Origin of the sequence: Secundilactobacillus yichangensis, from assembly GCF_016861565.1 — a bacterium.
GTDB lineage: Bacteria > Bacillota > Bacilli > Lactobacillales > Lactobacillaceae > Secundilactobacillus > Secundilactobacillus yichangensis.
Genome location: NZ_BOLK01000009.1, coordinates 51,202 through 71,444, shown reverse-complemented (window position 1 = coordinate 71,444; position 20,243 = coordinate 51,202). Strand labels below are relative to the sequence as shown.

17 protein-coding genes are annotated in these 20,243 nt (G+C 44.0%); 4 read left to right on the top strand and 13 right to left on the bottom strand.

Annotation, left to right across the window (positions count from 1 at the left end):
* The first annotated feature begins 45 nt into the window (after positions 1-45).
* On the top strand, positions 46-1,197 hold the full coding sequence (locus JUE95_RS08250; RefSeq protein WP_203650625.1) for a site-specific integrase: 1,152 nt from the start codon (positions 46-48) through the stop codon (positions 1,195-1,197).
* Positions 1,198-1,454: 257 nt separating this feature from the next.
* On the opposite strand, the gene JUE95_RS08245 is transcribed toward JUE95_RS08250, so the two are convergent.
* The 4 genes from JUE95_RS08245 to JUE95_RS08230 all read right to left on the bottom strand — a co-directional run bounded on the left by JUE95_RS08245 (position 1,455) and on the right by JUE95_RS08230 (position 5,415).
* Positions 1,455-1,952, bottom strand: a complete 498-nt coding sequence (locus JUE95_RS08245) for a GNAT family N-acetyltransferase (RefSeq protein WP_203650624.1) — start codon at positions 1,950-1,952, stop codon at positions 1,455-1,457.
* 78 nt (positions 1,953-2,030) lie between these two features.
* On the bottom strand, positions 2,031-2,957 hold the full coding sequence (locus JUE95_RS08240) for an NADP-dependent oxidoreductase (RefSeq protein WP_203650623.1): 927 nt from the start codon (positions 2,955-2,957) through the stop codon (positions 2,031-2,033).
* A gap of 257 nt (positions 2,958-3,214) precedes the next feature.
* Positions 3,215-4,411, bottom strand: a complete 1,197-nt coding sequence (locus JUE95_RS08235) for an aminotransferase-like domain-containing protein (protein ID WP_203650622.1) — start codon at positions 4,409-4,411, stop codon at positions 3,215-3,217.
* Positions 4,411-5,415, bottom strand: coding sequence for a ketopantoate reductase family protein (locus JUE95_RS08230; protein ID WP_203650621.1), 1,005 nt, complete (start codon positions 5,413-5,415; stop codon positions 4,411-4,413). The genes JUE95_RS08235 and JUE95_RS08230 overlap by 1 nt, the downstream gene beginning before the upstream one ends.
* Positions 5,416-5,947: 532 nt before the next feature.
* On the opposite strand from JUE95_RS08230, the gene JUE95_RS08225 reads away from it, so the two are divergent.
* Complete coding sequence (locus tag JUE95_RS08225; RefSeq protein ID WP_203650620.1) at positions 5,948-6,382, top strand: GNAT family N-acetyltransferase; 435 nt, start codon at positions 5,948-5,950, stop codon at positions 6,380-6,382.
* On the opposite strand, the gene JUE95_RS08220 is transcribed toward JUE95_RS08225, so the two are convergent.
* On the bottom strand, positions 6,383-6,784 hold the full coding sequence (locus tag JUE95_RS08220) for a MarR family winged helix-turn-helix transcriptional regulator (RefSeq protein ID WP_203650619.1): 402 nt from the start codon (positions 6,782-6,784) through the stop codon (positions 6,383-6,385). It abuts the gene before it with no gap.
* A 135-nt stretch (positions 6,785-6,919) separates the two neighbouring features.
* On the opposite strand from JUE95_RS08220, the gene JUE95_RS08215 reads away from it, so the two are divergent.
* Positions 6,920-7,477 (top strand): LysE family translocator, encoded by a 558-nt coding sequence (locus JUE95_RS08215; protein WP_203650617.1) that lies wholly within the window; start codon positions 6,920-6,922, stop codon positions 7,475-7,477.
* A 105-nt stretch (positions 7,478-7,582) separates the two neighbouring features.
* Here JUE95_RS08215 and JUE95_RS08210 read toward each other — a convergent pair whose 3' ends face one another.
* The 4 genes from JUE95_RS08210 to JUE95_RS08195 form a co-directional block, all read right to left on the bottom strand.
* Positions 7,583-8,674, bottom strand: coding sequence for an Ldh family oxidoreductase (locus JUE95_RS08210; RefSeq protein WP_203650615.1), 1,092 nt, complete (start codon positions 8,672-8,674; stop codon positions 7,583-7,585).
* 993 nt (positions 8,675-9,667) lie between these two features.
* On the bottom strand, positions 9,668-11,059 hold the full coding sequence (dnaB, locus tag JUE95_RS08205; RefSeq protein WP_203650613.1) for a replicative DNA helicase: 1,392 nt from the start codon (positions 11,057-11,059) through the stop codon (positions 9,668-9,670).
* A gap of 83 nt (positions 11,060-11,142) precedes the next feature.
* Positions 11,143-11,595, bottom strand: coding sequence for a 50S ribosomal protein L9 (rplI, locus tag JUE95_RS08200; RefSeq protein ID WP_203650612.1), 453 nt, complete (start codon positions 11,593-11,595; stop codon positions 11,143-11,145).
* 157 nt (positions 11,596-11,752) lie between these two features.
* Entirely contained in the window at positions 11,753-13,774 is a 2,022-nt protein-coding gene (locus tag JUE95_RS08195) for a DHH family phosphoesterase (RefSeq protein ID WP_203650603.1), read from the bottom strand.
* 225 nt (positions 13,775-13,999) lie between these two features.
* Between JUE95_RS08195 and JUE95_RS08190 the strand changes: the two genes are divergently transcribed.
* Positions 14,000-15,418, top strand: coding sequence for a DHA2 family efflux MFS transporter permease subunit (locus JUE95_RS08190; RefSeq protein ID WP_203650601.1), 1,419 nt, complete (start codon positions 14,000-14,002; stop codon positions 15,416-15,418).
* Positions 15,419-15,494: 76 nt separating this feature from the next.
* On the opposite strand, the gene JUE95_RS08185 is transcribed toward JUE95_RS08190, so the two are convergent.
* From JUE95_RS08185 to rpsF, 4 genes are all read right to left on the bottom strand, one after another.
* Entirely contained in the window at positions 15,495-18,689 is a 3,195-nt protein-coding gene (locus JUE95_RS08185; protein ID WP_203650599.1) for a leucine-rich repeat domain-containing protein, read from the bottom strand.
* Between the two features lie 195 nt (positions 18,690-18,884).
* Positions 18,885-19,121, bottom strand: a complete 237-nt coding sequence (rpsR, locus tag JUE95_RS08180; RefSeq protein ID WP_054655617.1) for a 30S ribosomal protein S18 — start codon at positions 19,119-19,121, stop codon at positions 18,885-18,887.
* Between the two features lie 24 nt (positions 19,122-19,145).
* On the bottom strand, positions 19,146-19,673 hold the full coding sequence (ssb, locus tag JUE95_RS08175; RefSeq protein WP_203650597.1) for a single-stranded DNA-binding protein: 528 nt from the start codon (positions 19,671-19,673) through the stop codon (positions 19,146-19,148).
* 41 nt (positions 19,674-19,714) lie between these two features.
* Positions 19,715-20,002, bottom strand: coding sequence for a 30S ribosomal protein S6 (gene rpsF / locus JUE95_RS08170; RefSeq protein WP_203650595.1), 288 nt, complete (start codon positions 20,000-20,002; stop codon positions 19,715-19,717).
* Positions 20,003-20,243: the final 241 nt, after the last annotated feature.

Sequence of the window (20,243 nt, the reverse complement as noted above, 5' to 3'; positions counted from 1 at the left end):
TATTACGTACATACCATTCGGCCGGCACTGAAAGGTATGAGTATTATGGCAAGCATTACAAGTTATCAAACCAACAAAGGCGATAAACGTTACATGATACAGGTCTATCAGGGTATTGACCCTCAGACCGGTAAAGAGAAACGTATTAAACGCCGTGGCTTTAGGACACAAAAAGAGGCCAGCCTTGCAGCTAGTCGGCTGGAACTAGCAATCTCACAAGGTGACCTCAAAAAAGATAATAATATATTGTTTCAAACGGTGTATAAGCAATGGTATCAGAGCTATATCAATACTGTGCGAGTATCAACTTATGCCCGTACTGCTGGTATGTTTGATAATCATATTTTACCAGCTTTTGGCAATAAGCGTATTCGTACCATTACCATAGATCAGGTACAAAAAGCCGTAAACAAGTGGTATAAAGAAACGACCTATAACTATAAACGCTGGTATCAGTACACAATGGCAATATTCGACTTTGCTTTAAAGCATGGTTATATGACCGGCGACAATCCAGCCACTAAGATTACTTTGCCTAAACGTAAAGAAAACTGGGGCAATAAGCAAGAGAACTTCTGGACTAAATCAGAGCTGGTGAAATTCTTTTCGTTTATCGACCCCGTAGAGGAACTAGAAAAGTACACCCTGTTTCGAGTGCTGGCCTTTGCTGGTGTCCGTAGAGGTGAATGTCTAGCATTAACGTGGAATGACATTAACTTTAGTAAGTCTACGCTAACGGTAAATAAGACCCTCACACAAGGCTTAAAAGGCAAGCAAATTATCCAGCCACCTAAGACTAAAAAAGGTCGCCGTACCATCACGCTAGACCCTACTACACTGAGATACCTCAAACAGTGGCGAGCACGCCAGAAACGTGATTATTTGCTTCTAGGCTTCAATACGTTACAGCAAGGGCAACTAATCTTTGCCAACTCAAAGAACAAATTTAAGTCACTGAATACGCCAGCAAAATGGTTAGATAAGATCATCCGTGACCACGACCTTAAAAAAATAACGGTGCATGGCTTCCGTCATACATCCGCTAGTATGTTATTTATTGCTGGTGCATCTATCAAAGAGGTGCAAACTCGTTTAGGTCATGAGGATGCTCAAACTACCCTTAACATTTATACTCACGTCACGAAAGAACAGGATAATCAGGCAGCCGAAAAGCTGGCAAATTACCTCGATTTCTGACCAAACGTAGCCAAACCCGTAGCCATTTTTAATTGAACAATCGCCAAAACCCTTATAAAGCCCTGCATGGTAGGCAGTTGTTAAAAAGTGGGTTCAATACCCTGACTGCCCATCACAAGCAACACACCACTAATCAGTTTCCACGCAGTGCTTGACACCGTGGATGCTGATTTTTTTATTTTCCTGAATAACTTTACTATAATCGTCAACAGTAAAAACACCAAGTACAAGCAATCGTACTTGGTGTTTTTGGTCATTCATTTAAATCGTCGGCCTAAAATATCCAAACTGCGCAACTGACCATCCATATCAGCCACGTCAGGCAGATGCCCCCAGGTCTCAAACCCATTTTTCTTAAATAATCCGATACTGGGCATATTATGATGAAAAATAAACGCCACCAGGGTATTGATATCCAACGCCTTTAACTGCGAAAAAACGTAATTTAACGCTTTTTGCCCCAGTCCATGGTGACGATAATGCTCATCAATGTAAATACTCATTTCAGTCGTGTGGACGTACGCAGGACGGCCATAAAACGACTCTAAGCTCACCCACCCCGCAATGGTATCGCCATCCTTCATCACCCAAATTGGCCGTGAATGCGGGTCAAATTGGTCAAACCAGGCTTGCTTGGAAGCTACGGAAACTGGCTTCAAGTCGGCGGTAGCTAACCGGCTAGGGATAATCTGATTATAAATTGCGGTAATGGTTGGTAAATCAGCTTGGGTCGCATATTCAAAGGTAATACTCATAGGTTAAGGCTCACTTTCAAAAATTTCTATAAATAGCATACGCCTTTCTACTGCTCAGTACCACTTCACCCTGCAGTGTCATTTAGTTGGCGGATCAGCAATCGTGATCACAATTTTGCCGTGGGCATGGTGTGACTCGCTGCGTAGATGAGCCGCGCGCAGCCCCTCCGTAGTGAGTGGGTACTCGCTATCAATAATCACCTTTACCTTACCCGTGGCAACTAACTCAGCCACGGCTGCTGTATCCTGACCATTCGGGTGCATCCGCCAGTGTCTCGCTGAAGGATGCCCATTTTGCTGCGTAAATGACGGTTGCCCGGCAATGCTAATGAGCTGCCCGGTTGGCTTCAAGATCTTTAGGCCATTATCAATATCATCCATCGTGTCAAACAACCCATCGTAATCATGTAAAACGTCAGTATACTTCGTCTGATGGTAATCAATCACCTCATCAGCCCCCAGAGAACGCAGTAACGCATGATTTTCTGCACTGGCCGTCGTCGCCACGTAGGCACCTCTAGCTTTGGCAATCTGAATTGCAAACAAGCCAACGCCACCGGCACCACCTTGAACAAGCACTTTATCACCTTTACCAACAGCTAATTGTTGAACGATCACCTGATAGGCAATCGTTCCAGCCAATGGAATGGCTGCACCCTCTTCAAACGAAATATTAGCTGGTTTCAATGCTAACTTATCTTCCCTAACGGCCACGTACTCCGCATAAGTACCACGGTTATCCGGCCTAGCAATCACGGCATCGCCGACTTTAAACTGACGAACGTTTGAGCCCACCTCAGTGATCACACCAGAAACGTCCATCCCTAGCACAAGCGGAAAGCCCCAACCAGCTCGCGTTCCGTTTCGAGTACGCCAATCGATGGGATTGACACTTGTCGCCACCATTTTTACTAATACTTCATCTGAGTCAATGTTTGGTACTGGGATCTCTGCTTCATGAAGTTCCTGAGCGTCACCAAAACGATCAATCACAATTGCCTTCATTATTTCCAGCCCTCTTTCACAAAATCATACGGTTAATTTTGCGCATAATATAGGCTGATTAACCCGGAAAAGCAAGCATTTCAAACCGTCATTCCAATCACTAAAAAACGCTGATATTTCCCTGTTTCTACAGGATATCAGCGTTTTAATATGTGTTATTTGCAGGCTATGTGTACTTTATATGTTTCACGTTTAAAATCTTTTCTACTATATATTATGTGTCATTAAATATGTGTGTAATGGCTATGTGTTAATCGTTAAACTTCAACTTGTTTGCTAATGGCTTCTTTGATGGCATTGCCTAACCGTTCAATACCAGTGACAATCTTATCATCCTGCATATTGGAGTAGTTCAAACGGAACGTGCCAGGAATGACTTTGTCAGCGTAGAATGGTTCACCAGGAACGAAGGCAACATCATGGTCAATGCAAGTGTTAAACAGCGTTTGGGTATCCACGCCTGGTACTTCGACCCAGATGAACAGGCCGCCTTCTGGATGGCTGTATCGTGCATCCTTTGGGAAGTACTTCTTGATAGCGTCCATCATGATACCTTCACGACGGCGGTATACTTCGCGAATCTTAGTAATGTGTTCATCAATATTGTAATCAGCCAGATACTTAGCAATGATGTGCTGGGTTAAGTTATCTGAGTGCACGTCAACGGTTTGTTTCATTAACGTAAACTTCTTGACCAACGTCTTTTCAGCAACGATCCAACCGATCCGGAGACCTGGTGCCAAGATCTTTGAGAAGGTGCTCATGTAAATGACCCGTTCATCATTTTCAAAGGTCTTGACTGGCGCCACATCCTTGCCGGCAAACCGAATAGCGCCGTATGGATCGTCTTCGAGAATCATGACGTTATACTTATCAGCAATTTCAATCATCTTTTTCCGCCGATCAGCGGTCATGGTACGGCCGGTTGGGTTTTGGAAACTTGGTACTGTATAGATAAACTTGGTGTCAGGATTGTCCTGAACGGCCTTCTCTAAGGCGTCCATCTTCATACCGTCATCATCCATCGGTACCCCAACCATGTGAGCACCATAACTGCGGAAAACGTCTAGCGCACAGAGGTAAGTAGGCTGTTCCACAATAACCGTGTCCCCTGGGTTAACAAAGAGCTTAGCGGTTAAGTCGATTGACTGCTGTGACCCGGTGGTAATCATAATGTTATCAATATCGCACTTGATACCTGAGCGGTTCATCCGTTTAGCGATCTGCTCACGTAACTTTGGATAACCAGCTGCGATACTATATTGTAAGGCTTCACGACCGGATTCATCGTACACCTCGTTAGTCACCTTCTTGAGGTCTTCAACGGGGAATAATTCTGGTGCGGGTAAGCCGCCCGCGAAGGAAATCACTTTAGGATCTCCTGCCACCTTTAAAATATTACCAACTGGGTCTTCATCGCTTTCAGGTATGTTGTTTGCAAATTGATATTTCATTATGCTTCCACCTCTGCTTGTTTTGGATCTGCCACATTTTCTTGTGGTTTGTGATATTTACGCATCATTTCTGCCATATGAACTTCTTCAACAACAAATTCGTGAACGCGGCAAACGTAATCGTGTTCGCGGCCAATCTTAGCAATGTAGCCGTTAATGTAATCTACTTCAGTAGGACGACCCTTAGAGAAGTCTTGGTACATTGATGGATAATGGTACTTGTAAGCCTGACTCACTGGGATCACGGAATCGATTTCTTCTTGACGAGATTCAATCAGTCGAATACCGGCACGTTCGCAGGCATCAAACGCTTCGTTGAAAAGCGTGGTCGCCATTCGGGTAACACCTTCGTATTCGATAAACTGGCCCATCTGCATTTCAAACATCGTGCAAAGCGTGTTAGTAACGGCGTTGAAGACAACCTTTGACATGCACATGCCCTTCCATTCGTCCACCATCACTGGTCCCATCTTAGCGGCTGTGAAATCCTTGAAAATGGCTTGCGTGGTCTCATCAGCTGGTTTGTTGTTGTATGGTGCCATATGCATCACTTCACTGTTAACGGGTCCCATGAAGTCAACGTTTGCTGGTCCATCCATACGAGTAGCGATCATGGCTGTTCCACAGACGATGTGGTCTACTGGGAAGTACTTTTCAATCTTTTCGAAGTGGCCCATGCCGTTCATAGCTGAGAAGACGTATTGGTCGTCATGGAAAATACCGGCTTTACTGTCGCGTTCAAGTTCTTCGGCTAATTGCATCTGCTTCTTGAAGATGATCCAAACATCTGGATGGCCGGTGTATTCTTCTGGGTAGTACATGTTGATTGGAATAATCCGGCGATTCTTATGGTCACGAGCAACTGAAACACCGCCTTGTTCACGGACCTTCTCAACGTTTGGTTCCCAAGTATCGATGAAGTCAACATCAACACCAGCGTTTTCCTGAAGCATGACACCGTACCGATAGCCCATTGCACCTGCACCAATAATTCCGTATTTCATTACAACCACTCCTTTTAAAGTTTTATGATCTAATCAGCTATATGACAACTAAAAAACGCCCTTTGGTCAAAGACCAAAGGGCGTTTAGTAACGCGGTACCACCTTAATTCAAATTACCGTTTGAAGTAATTCCTCACACGCACGGCAACTATTAGTTGCGATACGCTGCACGATAATGGGTGCCACCAGTTCGCCTCGAGAAGCAAACCTGTCGAACACGATCTTTCAAGTCATAGTCTTAATACCGTCTCACCAAACCGGTACTCTCTTCATAAGGCTATGATCCTAATCCATCGGGTCAAATCTTGTTGTCATATTTGTTTTGTTGCAAGTAGTGTAGCTCCGAGCATGAGAAAATGTCAATCGTTTTTAATAAATTAATTTTAATCTGCCGACTTTAACCCCATTTAAAACACTGCTATAATAGCTTTTATCGACTTCAAAATTATTTTTTATTTTTCAGTTTGAGTTGTTTTTATTGATCTCTCACCAAAAATACAGAAGTTAGAAACCTAGTCAGGAGTGTCTGCTTATGTGGAAAACCAAATCGTTTTCGGAATTATCAACCAAAGAGCTATATGAAATCTATCATCTCCGGGTAGCCACCTTCATCGTGGCTCAAAAACGAATCTATCAAGAAGTGGATGAAAATGATTTAAATGCTCTCCACGTCTTTTATCAAGACGACAGTATCGTTGCCTATTCTCGGATATATAAAGAAAACCACCACGTCACTTTTGGACGGGTGGTTACAGATCCCGCTCACCGCGGAATCGGGTTAGGCAATCAGCTAATGACTAACGTTTTAACGGCAATTCGGCTGCATTTTGCTCACTTACCAATTGAAATTGAGGCACAGGTTCCAGTAAAGGGCTTCTATGAGAAATATGGTTTCAAAACAGTCGGCGACCCCTTCATTTTCAATTCCACCCCGCACATCAAGATGGTACACGAGGCATTAGCTTAATTAATAAACTAACTTAGCAAGCAAGCGCTTCAGTTCATCCTTCTCATCGTTGGTCAGCCGCGATACTAGGGTATCGGATGTATGCTGTTCAAACGCGTGCAGTTCGGGATAAACTGCTTCACCCTTCTGCGCCACGAAAACCCGCCGTAATCGTTTATCTTTAGCATCATTTTCTAATCTAAGATAACCGTTGTTCACGAGCTTTTGCACCGTTCGAAACGCCGTTGTCCGATCGATTTGAACTGAATCAGCCAGCTCACCAAGAAACATACCCGGCTTTTCATAAGTCCGAATAACGTAAATAAAAGCGTTATTCGCTAGTCCCAGTCTTCTGAATTCCGCGTTGGTTTTAATTTCCGTCTCCCGTGTGATTGCACCGATATCACGAATAATTGCAAACATAGCCATCCTCCGTATGAAGCATTTGACTCCAATTTACAGGATAGTTATTGTATTTGCAATTAAATAGTGATAGAGTTTTACCAAGTAATTGCAAATGCAATGAATAACCATACATACGTTTGAGGGGGAGATTCAATGTCAGCATTCTTTATCTTTGTTTTTGTTATGTCGTTTACACCTGGGCCCAACACAATGATGGCCATGGTTTCTGGTCAGCAACGCGGTTTTCGTTCTAGTTTACGCCTTAACATCGGCATGCTGTTTGGGATGGGATTCATGGGCCTAATGGGAGCCTTATTTGCCCACTGGCTGCAATCAACACCCACCTTTTTAACGGTCATGAAAGTCGTTGGCAGTGCTTATCTGATGTACCTGGCATACCATATTTTCATCAGTCACCCCGGTGAAACTGATGATAGTACCGGCGGTTTCCGAACAGGAATGCTGCTGCAGTTAACGAATATCAAAGGTTATTTGTATTTCATCACTGGCCTAGGTGCATTTAGTCTCACCGGCATCTTAAACGACATGCCCGTTAAATGGCTATTAATGGTTTTAATTGGCAGTCTAGGTACCTTTGCTTGGACGGTGTGCGGCCAAATGATGAGCCGGTTTTACCACCAATACTACCGGGCTTTTAACACTGCCATCACGCTGCTACTGACGTTTGCTGCAGTTGATCTTTGGCGGTAACAAAACGAGTAAATGTTCCACGTGAAACATATTTTAAAAACTAAAGCTTAGTTCTAAGACAACCGATTTTGATCGATTACTCAGAACTAAGCTTTATTTTGGCTTTTATTCCACATTAAGTGACCCATACTTAACGCCTAGACGGTCGGCAATTCCCGTTACTTCAGCGAGAGTCTTATCATCGATGATCATACCGTTTTGCTTCCGGTCTTCGTACGCTAAAGCTTCCTTATCGCCAGCAACGTAAATCGTCTTGCCTGGAATAGCCGGTAGTTCCCGAATTTGCTGTAAGTACTCCGAGAATCTTTGCACGATTTGATCAACGTCACCAAAAATAGCAGGATCAATTGCGATAAAACTCTGGCACGGACCGACTTGCAAGTCTTCAGGAGTAATTTCAGTGGAAGTATTGCCCAGTGATAAAATAGAAGTGAACACTTCAACAATCACCCCAAGGCCGAAGCCCTTGTGACTGCCAGTTTCTTCTCTGACACCACCCAGTGGGGTCAGTCCAACGTTAGACATTGGGTCACGCAAGGCGTCTAAATCAGCGGTATCATTATGATCGTTGATTTCTTGATTACCGTCTTTGGCTACCCACAAAGCAGGCAGATCTTTCCCCAGTTTACGGTAAACTTCAATTTTACCCTGAGGTACTGTCGTTGTGGCTGCATCGTAAATAAAGTTGTGTGGTTTAGCTGGCATAGCAAACGCAATCGGGTTCGTTCCAACAAACGCTTGAGTGGCATGAGTAGGCAGCATGGCTGGCCGAGAATTGGTTGATGACAACCCAATTAAACCTTGATCAGCGGCCATATTGGCGTAATACCCAGCAATGCCGTAGTGGCCGGATCGCTTGGTGGTAACAATACCAACACCATGTGCCTTTGCCTTTTTAATGGCAATATCCATACTGTAAATCCCGTTAAGCTGTCCTAATCCAAAATTAGCGTCAACCACGGCACTAACGTTGGTCTCCTTCACAATTTCCGGTTTGCTTTTGACCCGAATTTTACCATTTTGAATGAAATGATCATACATCACCATCCGTTGAACCCCATGGGACGCGATTCCGTGTAAATCAGTATAAATTAATGTTTCAGCAACCGCTGCACTTTGCTCTTCCGTAAAACCGTATGCTTTATAAATCTTATGTACCAAAGCCTTTACTTTATCACTATCGTATCGTTTAACCATTTCAAACATCCTTTCTAAGTGTGTTCATGAAAATTAGATTAGACTATGTAGCCCTTTTATTATCTTCTTCTTATTCTCTGCTTGCAACCACCTTTTTTCTGACTAAGATATTTATTACTGTTACAGATTTTCAATAGAGAAATTATTGTATGTTTATTATTTATTTTGATAATCTATTCATTTATTCCTAATTCCAGTCAATGTATTCAGTAGGTAACATATTTTTACCTTTCCTTAACGGTTCCTTTAGAAAGGCGCATGGAAAACTTCATATTTTTATCACATTTATTGCTTATTATTTAACCATAGTCAATTAGAGATTAGTTGACTTCCCTTTTAAGACAGATAACGGTTTTTGATTTTTCCTCCTCCCCAAAATCAGGATAAACCTTGAAACAAAACGCTATCACTCCCCTCGACCCTCACCACAACCCCTAATGTGGTGAGGTTTTTTGTGTAGCGTGTAAAAGTTAGCCGAGTGTAACCGTCTGCCCACTTGAATACATTTCAGCAACGTAAGTCAACAAACCTACACGAAAAAATCCGCTCATCCAAAAAGATGAACGGATCATTTAAATTGCAATAGAAAAGGCAGGCCCGCCGACCTTCTGAACGCACGAATGCGCCGATCTTTGGAATCCCGCCATGGTTTGGCACCGTGTGATAGTATCGCATGGATGATGGTGTGTGTCAAGGTCGGTTGTCCGATATAGCCGAATTGGGTTTCAACGGCCGCAGATAAGGCCAGAAGGATACAAACCTAAAACCAGGGTTTCGGCCACATAGCCGAATCAGGCTCCAACTAGGCAGAAACTTGCACATAAGGGCACTCAGACACAAATCCAAGTTCGGGATGTTCGTTAAGGCTACCTAGTCGAATCGGGCTACAACAGACAGAGAGCTGCAGATAAGGGCAGAAGGATACAAACCCAAAACCAGGGTTTCTATCTTTCTGCCCTTATCCTTCGCTCTCTAAACGTCTGTTTCCGCACCTTATTTATTTGGTTCCGCCCCATACGCTATCGAGGAGAACTTGTTATACGACTTAACAAACAGTAATTTAACGGTACCTCGAGGGCCCGAACGGTTCTTTTCAATAATGACTTCAACTTCACCGACATCTTGTTCGCCGTCGTTACCGTCACCACCGCTGTCATCACTATCGTCGTCATCACGTTCATAGTAGTCGTCACGATACAGGAATGAAACAATATCAGCATCTTGTTCAATTGAACCAGATTCACGAATATCTGACAGTACAGGTCGTTTATCCTGCCGCTGTTCCACACCACGAGATAATTGTGATAACGCAATTACGGGTACGTGCAGTTCCTTAGCCAGCTTTTTAAGCTGCCGCGAAATTGCGGAGACTTCTTGCTGCCGGTTTTCAGCACCGGTACTTTCAACCAATTGTAAATAATCGACAACAACTAAGCCTAATTTACCGTTCTGTTCCTTGGCTAACCGACGACACTTTGCCCGAATCTCAGACATCTTAATCCCAGCCGTATCGTCGATGAAGATCTTCGCCTTTGACAAACTGCCCATTGCGACAATTAAATTCTGCCATTCGCCCTCTTCAAGCTGACCGGTCCGCAAGTGATTAGCGTTGATACTGCCTTCTGCACACAACATCCGGTTAACCAGTGATTCAGCACTCATTTCAAGACTAAAAATGGCAACCGCTTTGTCCGTCTTGGTACCAACGTTTTGCGCGATGTTCAACGCAAAGGCCGTCTTCCCAACTGCTGGCCGCGCTGCTAAAATCATTAATTCATCATCGTGCAGTCCCGTAGTCATTTTATCTAAATCAGGGTATCCCGTAGATAAACCAGTCACTGTGTCACCCTGCTGTGATAACCGATCAATCTCTTCAAAGGTGGAATTTAACACGTCTTTGATGGCTTTAAACCCAGCTTGATTACGCGATTCGTTAACGTTCATGATCGACTGTTCAGCCTGATCAAGCAGTTCATCAACTGGTGCGTCTTCCGAGTAGCTATCCGTCACAATCTTGGTAGCCGTTTGAATTAACCGCCGCAAAACGGCCTTTTGGGCAACAATCTTGGCATAGTAGCCCACGTTAGCTGCCGTTGGTACCGAAGCCGCTAATTCAGCAATATAGGGCATGCCGCCAATATCTTCAAGCTGGTTAAGCCGCTTCAGTTCATCCGATACCGTCACCACATCAATGGCTTCATCACGGTCGTTTAAATTGACCATTGTCTGGAAAATCAACCCATGCGCACGACGATAGAAATCATCCGCGGTCAGTACTTCCATTGCGTCGACTAGGGCATCGCCGTTTAAAAAGATGGCCCCAAGCACCGCTTTTTCCGCCTCAATGTTTTGAGGTGGCGTTTGATCTCTCAACCCTTCACTCATTATTAATTACTCCTCGCTGTGATAAACGAAGGGGTCGGGGCAAACTGAATTTGCCGACGACCCCTAGAAAAAATGGACTTAAATTACTTTTCTGAGATATGAACCCGAATTCGGCCGGTCACGTCCTGATGTAATTTAACAGGCACGTTAACGAAGCCCATCACTTTAATCGGTTCGCGTAATTCAATCTTTCGCTTGTCCAATTTAACACCATACTGTTTTTCCAAAGCCTGGGCAATCTGCTTGCTTGGAATGGAACCAAACAGCCGGCCGTCAGTCCCTGCCTTAGCCGTTAATTGAACGATGGTTTTATCATCTTCCAAAACCTTCTTAACCGACTCAGCTTCCTGACGTTCTTCTTCTTCGCGCTTAGCCTCAGCTTTTTGTTGACCCTTAAGCTGACTTATTGCACTGGCTGTCGCAATCTTTGCTTTCCCCTGTTTGATCAAAAAATTTTGGGCATAGCCGTCTGGAACATTCTTAATTTCGCCGCGCTTACCTTTGCCGCGAACATCTTGCAAAAAGATAACTTTCACAATAAGTCCTCCTTATCTGGCACGTTAGGATAACCCTGATATGCCAAGACTTTATCGATCCCAATTTGGGAGCTTTCATTTAATAACTTTACCATAAATCGCGACCCGTTTAAATAACCTTGGCGTCGCGATTTTTTATGTTTATCTATTTAATTTATTAAGAAGCCGGCGTCGTTTCTTTATCAGTCTGACCATTTAAAATAGCTACCAGCTGATCCTTAACTTCACTCACCGTGCTGTCAGCAATTTGAGTAGCACCGCTTGACAGGTGACCACCGCCACCCATCTTCTCCATGATCAGTTGAACGTTGATTTCGCCCATACTTCGGGCAGAAATTCCGATTCGCCCATCGTCACGTTTAGTGATGACAAACGATGCGTCCACTCCTGACATATTGAGCAGATCATCCGCCGCCTGAGCAGCCGTAACGGAATCATAGACTTCGTTTTCTTCACCAGCAATAATCGCCATATCCTCGTTCACAAACGTGACAAGTTCAATCAGATGATTACGCTGCAAATAACTATCTACATTTTCCTTCATAAACTGCTGCATTTGCACCGAATCAGCCCCAGCAGAACGTAGATAGCTCGCTGCATCAAAGGTTCGTGACCCGGTTCGCAGTGAAAACGACTTAGTGTCAATGAAGATCCCCGTAAGCATTGCCGTAGCTTCGATCTTATTGATGGGCTCAGACTCTTGAGATTGATACTCAAACATTTCGGTAATCAGCTCACAGGTTGAACTAGCGTACGGCTCAATGTAAACCAGCATTGGATTTTCAGGAAACTCTTCTCCACGACGGTGATGGTCAATAATCATGACTCGATTTTCAAGCTGCTGATAAAGCTCTGGTGAAATCGATAACGACGGCTTAGAGTGATCCACCATGACCAGCATGCTTTGTTTCGTAATTTTAGACAAAGCCTCCTCCGGAGAAATAATGGCATCATTAATTTCCGGATAGTCTTTGATTGAATCCAGCAGCCGCTGCACGTCACTGTGAACGTCGTTGCGGTCCAAAACAATGTAACAATCCTTCTGGTTCATCTGAGCGATCCGCCGAATCCCCATACAAGCTCCAATGGAGTCCATATCGGGCTGCTGGTGCCCCTGAACGAAGATGGCATCAGACTGGTTCATTAACTCCTGTAGGGCCTGCGAGATCATTCGTGCACGCACTCGAGTCCGCTTCTCCATTGGGTTGGTCTTCCCACCGTAGAACCGGGCTTCTTCGTCCTGCGCGCGAACGACCACTTGGTCACCGCCTCGACCAAGTGCTAAATCAAGGTTACTCTGCGCTTGATCAGCCAGCTTGGCTAAATCAGCACCGCCATACGCGATCCCAATACTCAGGGTTAACGGGAAGTTTTGTTTTGATGTACTCTCTCGAATAGTATCCAAAATGCTGAACTTATCATTTTCCACAGCTCTCATGGCTTGCGCATACATAAACACTAGGTAGTGGTCATCGTCCAGCCGTTTCAGATACATCCTAAAGCGCTGCGCCCAAACGGACAGCTCGTTAGTCACATAATTTCTGAGGTTTGAGATTTCCTGATCGGTCATGGACTGCGTCACTTCATCGTAGTTATCGAGAAAGACCTGCCCAATGGCGATACGTTCATTTTCATAGCGCTGCTCAATTTGAGTGAAGTGAGTGACTTCGATCATATAAACGGCGCGGAAATCCTTTTGTACTAAAAACGAAAATTGGCGGTCTTTCCAAGTGACCGTTTGCGGCTTTTGATCATTGACGTGATCTTGAATCAGTTTTTCCAGTTCAGGATCTACGTCGCTCATCCGCTTACTTAAAACCGTTTGATCACCAAAATATTGCTGTAGGTATGGGTTGACCCATTCGATAGCGTCGTTATCCCCAAAGATCATGACCCCAACGGGCATATCGATCAGTGCCTCTTGCTCGCCACGGTTGATTCGGAATGACAAATCAGCAATATAACGGTTCATATCAGCACTAATTTCGTTCATGGTATTAAAAGAGAATATTAAACTCGTGATTACGACCACTAAGGCTAGTATTCCTAAAATCCAAGAGAACAAAAAGGCCAGAACGATCCCTGCAGCTGATAATGCGATCATGAATAACGCTAGACCGCGAAGACGTCTATTTCTTAAAAATTCGGGCAAATTATCCCTTGAAAATAAACCGTTCATCTTCAGACTCCCCTGCTTTGTCGACGATAATAGTAGTTACATTTTAGCACAAATGAAAATAAGGTGCGGACTCAGCTCTCAGGATATCGTTTTAACCTTGCTGTAAACATCGCTTATCAAGTCAAAATTAATTCTCTCATAAAAAATTAACTTACGAAGCCGATTTTTTTCTGGTAATGTAACCCATTGTGCAAAAAACTTTTCTGAAAGTGGGGAATTTATTCAATGGAACAACAAGCAACAATGTCCGCTTCAAAGCCACGTGTTACCGTTAAGCATCCGGCATTAGCCATGGCCAGCATGCTGATCGGGGCTTTTGTTGGGATGTTTAGTGAAACGTCTTTAAATATCGCCTTACCAAGTCTGATGGTCAGTCTCGGAATCAACACGGCAACTGTCCAATGGCTCGTCACGGGTTACATGCTAGTCATCGGGGTAGTCTTACCGCTGAATAGCTTGATTACTAAGTGGTTTACCACCCGCCAAGTGGTTATTTTCGGCCTATTAGATTTTTTAATTGGTACTATTATTGCGGCCTTAGCGCCGAATTTTTCAGTATTACTCTTCGGCAGAATGATCCAAGGAATTGCGACAGGGTTAATTCTACCTTTGATGTTCACCGTTGCCATGCAAGTCTTCTCACCAGCTAAACTGGGCGCTGCTATGGGTGCTTGCGCCATGGTGATTATGTTTGCACCCGCAATCGGACCGACGCTAACAGGTTTAATTTTAGCGAAACTTTCTTGGCGCTGGATCTTTTGGGCTTTCGTTCCCTTCTTAGTAGCAGCTTTAATTTTCGCGCTAACTTCATTGGAAAACGTTGGTAAAATCAGCAAGCCAAAAATTGACGTCGTCTCCATTTTAACCAGTGTCGTGGGCTTTGCTAGCATCGTTACAGCGGTCAGTTTCGCCAGTTCTCACGGCTGGGGATCGCCCCTTGTTTTGAGCTTATTACTCCTTGGTATTATCGTTTTAGCCATCTATACTTACCGTCAAGTTCATATTAAAACACCAATTTTAAATCTGAAGATTTTTGCCAATCCCGCTTTTCGGGCTGGTGCGTTAATGGTGATGCTCGATTTTGGTATTATCCTTTCAGCGATGTATATTTTACCCATGTATATGCAAAAAGGACTGTTATTGCCAGTTGCAATGACTGGCATCATCATGCTGCCAGGCGGTATTGTTAATGCGTTAGTATCCGCCGTTTCAGGCCGTTTATTTGATAATTTTGGCGCCAAATGGCTGACTCGATTAGGCTTTTTGATTGCCATTATTGGTGGTATCATGCTGCTCATGACCGGAACACATACCGCCGTGATCTTTGTGATTGCCGCTCACGTCACTTTGATGATCGGCTGTCCGTTAGCCATGTCGCCTGCGCAAACGCACGCACTAAATGCATTGGCAGGTCCAACATCCGGTGACGGCAGTACCATCATGAATACCATGCAGCAAATCGTTGGTGCCATTTCCACAGCTTTAGCCACCAGCCTCTTAGGCATCGGTCAAGCTGCCAGCCATGCAAGCGCTCAGGGTGCCTTTACAGCTGGTGTCCATGTTGCGGTCTATCTGCCACTTGTATTAGCTGTAGCAGCCCTAATTATTGCTTTTACGACACATTCTTTTAAGACTGAACACTAATCGATCAGCTTAATCCGAAAAAACGTCTTCGCAGGTCAGAACAGACCTTACGAAGACGTTTTTTGATATGATTCAATTATTCTTTTTCATGCTTCCGACGCGCGAAGCCGAACCAGCCGAGAATACTTAACAGCAATCCGCCAATCAAGGTTGGCCTAGTTTTTGCAGTCTCGTTGGTTTGCGGCAAACGTGCTGCGGATAAATGATTTGTTGTCTTAGCTTTTGAACGCGACAGTGACACCATTGCTTGACCGTCACTGCTGCTTTGTGAAAGAACAGGTGTGGAAGCCCGTTTGGACGTTCCAACTGCACTGCCGTCCTGATCATTTTCAGACATTTCGGATGCAGCATGCGCCTTAATCGTTTTTCCTGGTTGCTGGTTAGATTCGCCATGGTCATCGGCGGTGTTAAGCACCGTCTGTGAACTATCATTTGGCGTTGGAACCGTTCCATTATCGCTACTAGTACCAGCCGGTTGCTGTTCTGGATCAGTCGGCGCAGGTGTTGGAGCCGTTTCTCCACCGGTCGTAGCTGTCCCGCTTTCCCCTTGTGAGGGGCCAGTTGGTGTATCATCTTGCGGTGCTAACGGAATAATGACCGTTTGATTGTGGGCTTGCGCTATCAATAAAGGAAGCTCACTGATTGGAATGGCCAGCTGCCAATTAGCAGGCACCTGTTCCAAAACCTGATACCGGTCAAATGGTACGCCAGGATTGCCAATCAAAGTCATACTGCCACGGGTGATACCATCTGGCGTCTGATAATTAACTGTTATGGTTGTAGCATCCAAAGCCGGTGCAGTAGCCGTTTTAGTTTGTGCGGCTAAAGGAATCACAATTGTCTGATTTTTCGCTTGCGCTACAAGCTTGGGTAATTCATTAACCGGTATCCCCAACTGCCAATTTTCAGGAATATGTGTCAAAATCTGATCCGAGTGAAATGAAAATCCTGGATTGCCAACTAAGGTCATACTGCCACGGGTGATACCATCTGGCGTCTGATAATTAACTGTTATGGTTGTAGCATCTAATGCCGGTGCAGTAGCCGTTTTAGTTTGTGCCGCTAAGGGAATCACAATTGTCTGATTTCCCGTTTGGGCTACCAGCTTGGGTAATTCATTAACCGGTATCCCCAACTGCCAATTTTCAGGAATATGTGTCAAAACCTGATCCGGGTGAAATGAAAATCCCGGATTGCCAGTTAAAGTCATACTGCCACGAGTAATACCATCTGGCGTCTGATAATTAACTGTTATCGTCGTCGCAAATACTGCGGGTGCAGATGAGGCTTTATCCCTCTTAGGGTGAATGACCAAATTACTTGTCCCGTAACTACCAGACCCTACAGAGCTAAACTGAAAGGTTACTTGGTTAGGCATTGTTTCACCGTTTGGAATGGTAAGGGTATCTGTTTTGACATCGTAAACCCACTGATGACCAGTACTATCAATAAAAGTTAGCTCGTCAGGCAACGTCACACCAACGGTAGCTTCAATTGCAGAACGAACTTTTTCAATTTTAGTGTCTGTCGCTTGTGCCGTGACATCAACTAACGCCTGTTGGTTGCTTAAGTAATCAGCTGAACCGTTTCCAGAATGATCGACGATCTTGCTAATTTCATTCTTAGCAAAAGCATCGGTAGCAATTGTTTGGTTAGTAGCTGAAGCCGGTTTGTCGATGACTAATTCACTAATTTTGTTATTTTCAAACGCATGGACACCAATCGAAGCAACCTTCTCGGGAATAGTAACAGTGCCACTAATATGATTGTCCATAAAAGCATTATCGCCAATCGTTTCAACGTTTTTACCCAATGTTAGACTATCAATTTGGTTATTCGCAAAAGCGTTATCACCGATGTAAGTAACCGTATCGGGAATGACAATTGCGTCCTTAAGTTGATTACCCGCAAATGCACCGGTACCAATTGTCTGAACCTGATTGTCTAACGCCAGTACACTAATGTGATTACCTGCGAATGCATGGTCTCCAATATTTACAATGCTCTGCGGAAGCGTCAATGAACTAATAGAATCTGCTTCAAAGGCTGACGTCCCAATTCCTGTCAACTTACTATTCTGACCGAACTGAACCGTTGTTAACGACTTATTATTCTGAAATGCTTCATCATTAATCAATCCAACTTGATCCGGTATTGTCAGTGTAGTTAACTGATTATTCACAAACGCATCATTACCAATTAGCGTGACACCCGTTCCTAAATCAAGATTATTGATTTGATTATTGGCAAATGTGCCGCGGCCCGTATACCAAGTTCCCGTTCCCAGCACAACACTGGTAATTTGGTTGTCTGCGTAAGCGTCATCGCCAATTGACTGTACTGAATTAGGAATCACAACTTCACCGGTAATCGCGTTACCTGCAAAAGCAGCGGTACCAATTGATGAGATGTTTTTACCCAATGTCACTTGGGTCAAAGCTTTAACAATCTGTAATTGATCATGGTCACTTTCATTATCAAAGGCGTAATCAGCTATGGCCGTAACCGCATCACCATTATAAGTATCTGGTATTGTAATCGCTGTAGCATACCCGTCCTTTGGTGTCGTACCGCCAGCGAGGTACTTTTGAAGCTCACCAGTGTAGCCAGTAACGGTGTACCCGTAATCGTTTTTCGCGTAAGTATAATCCGTCAACTGCGTATACGTATTAACCCCGGTTTGTTCATCGGTTGCGGCGTCAGTAACTGACACCCAATAGTTGCCAGTTTGATCCTTTAAAACAGTTGGATTAACTGTTTGGGCAGTTGTTTCACCCGTCTTTTGACCATCGGCTGATTGAGTACCGCTTGGTTGCTTAGTCGTAGATTGGCTGTCCGATGCGTTAAGGACCAGTGAGTGACCATTAACATCAACTGCTGATTGCTGAGACGGTTTAGTTGTCTCAGTGGCTGGAGTAGGTTGGCTTGAGGAATCAGGCGCTACTGAACTACTGGTTGAAGCGCTCGATTGAGCATCCGATTTACTCTCAGCAGAACTTGATGAGGAATTACTACTTGAAAACTGTGAAGAATCTTCGCCCTCTTGCTGTTCGGATGAGTCAGCTACTGAGGCTGTTGATGCCTTAGTTACCTCGGTCTGTGTAGCTGATGTCTCCTGAACATTAGCGCTGGCAACCGACATACTAAGTGTAAATCCGGTCATCATTGTCACGGTAATAATCCCCATTCGAACCCAGCATTTTTCTTTATTGCACTCAAAATGCTGAATTCGAACCATATTCAGATTATTTAATCGGTCGATTTTTTTCATTTAACTATGATACTCCCTGTTTAAAATTCTATAACTTGGTATTGTTCTGGATAGACGCACTCTCACTATACCACTACTGCATTTATATAAGTAAGGCTTAAATTAACTAAATTTACAAGACTTATACTATGATCTAAATTCAGGCACAAAAAAATGCCAACCAGCAATACTGGTTGACACCCTTCGCTCACTATATTAGTCAGCAACAACGAATGGCATTAAGCCCATGATCCGTGCACGCTTGATAGCGATGGTTAACTTACGTTGGTTCTTGGCACTAGTGCCAGTCACACGACGTGGTAAGATCTTGCCACGTTCTGAAACGAAACGTTCCAATAAGTTAGTATCTTTGTAATCGATGTATTCGATATGGTTTGCGGCGATGAAGTCGACTTTACGACGACGACGGCCACCTCTTCTTTGTTGAGCCATGATTTTCCCTCCAATTCGATCCGTTTAGAACGGTAAATCATCATCGGAGATATCAATCGAGTCGCCATTATTTGCAAATGGGTCCGCTTGATTATCACCGTTATTCTGATTATTGTTGTTTGCCGCTCCATTGGTGTTTGGATCACCAAACGGATTAGTGTTCTGAGGAGCATTGCCAGTGGGTGCATTATTGCTGCCGCCGTTGTTAGAGTTCCCTGCATTATTATTCGCTGAACGCGGTTCTAATAACGCAAAGTTTTCAACAACAACTTCGGTAACGTAGACCCGTTGACCCTGCTGATTTTCGTAGTTTCTGGTTTGAATCCGGCCATCAATCCCTACTAACGCACCCTTATGGGTGAAATTAGCAAAGTTTTCAGCAGATTTCCGCCAAATAACACAGTTGATAAAGTCAGCTTCGCGTTCGTTGTTTTGATTGGTAAATTGCCGATCAACAGCTAACGTAAAGTTCCCAACTGCTGCCCCGCTTGGGGTATACCGCAAATCAACATCTCTTGTCAAGCGTCCGGTAAGCACTGCCCGGTTGATCATACGACCCGCTCCTCTCAGTAGTTAAATGTCAATGTCAAAAATTAGTCTTCACGTTTTACGATCATGTGACGAAGAATATCATCGTTGATCTTTGAAAGACGGTCGAATTCGTTTAAGGCTTTGTCGTCATTAGCGTTTAAGTTAACAACGTGGTATACACCTTCATTGTAACCGCCAATTTCGTAAGCGAAACGAAGCTTCTTCCAATCTTTTGAATCGATTAAATCTGCACCATTATCAGTCAAAATCTTGTCGAAACGGTCAACCAATGCGGTCTTTGCTGCATCGTCAAGATCTGGACGAATGATGTAGGTAATTTCATACTTCATGAAATTTGCACCTCCTTATGGACTTCAGGCCCTCTTCATTGAGTTTTAAGAGAGCAAGGAGAGTTATCCGAATGGATTACTCACAGAATATTATTCTACCAAAGTTCACTCAAAAGTGCAATGTTATTTTACGTTTAGATTATCGGCAGCGAAACAATCACCCCACAATTCAGCTGCCATAACCCTTAAAAGTTAAATCAGTTTAAGACTAACCCGACAAGAGATGATGGTTATACCTCTT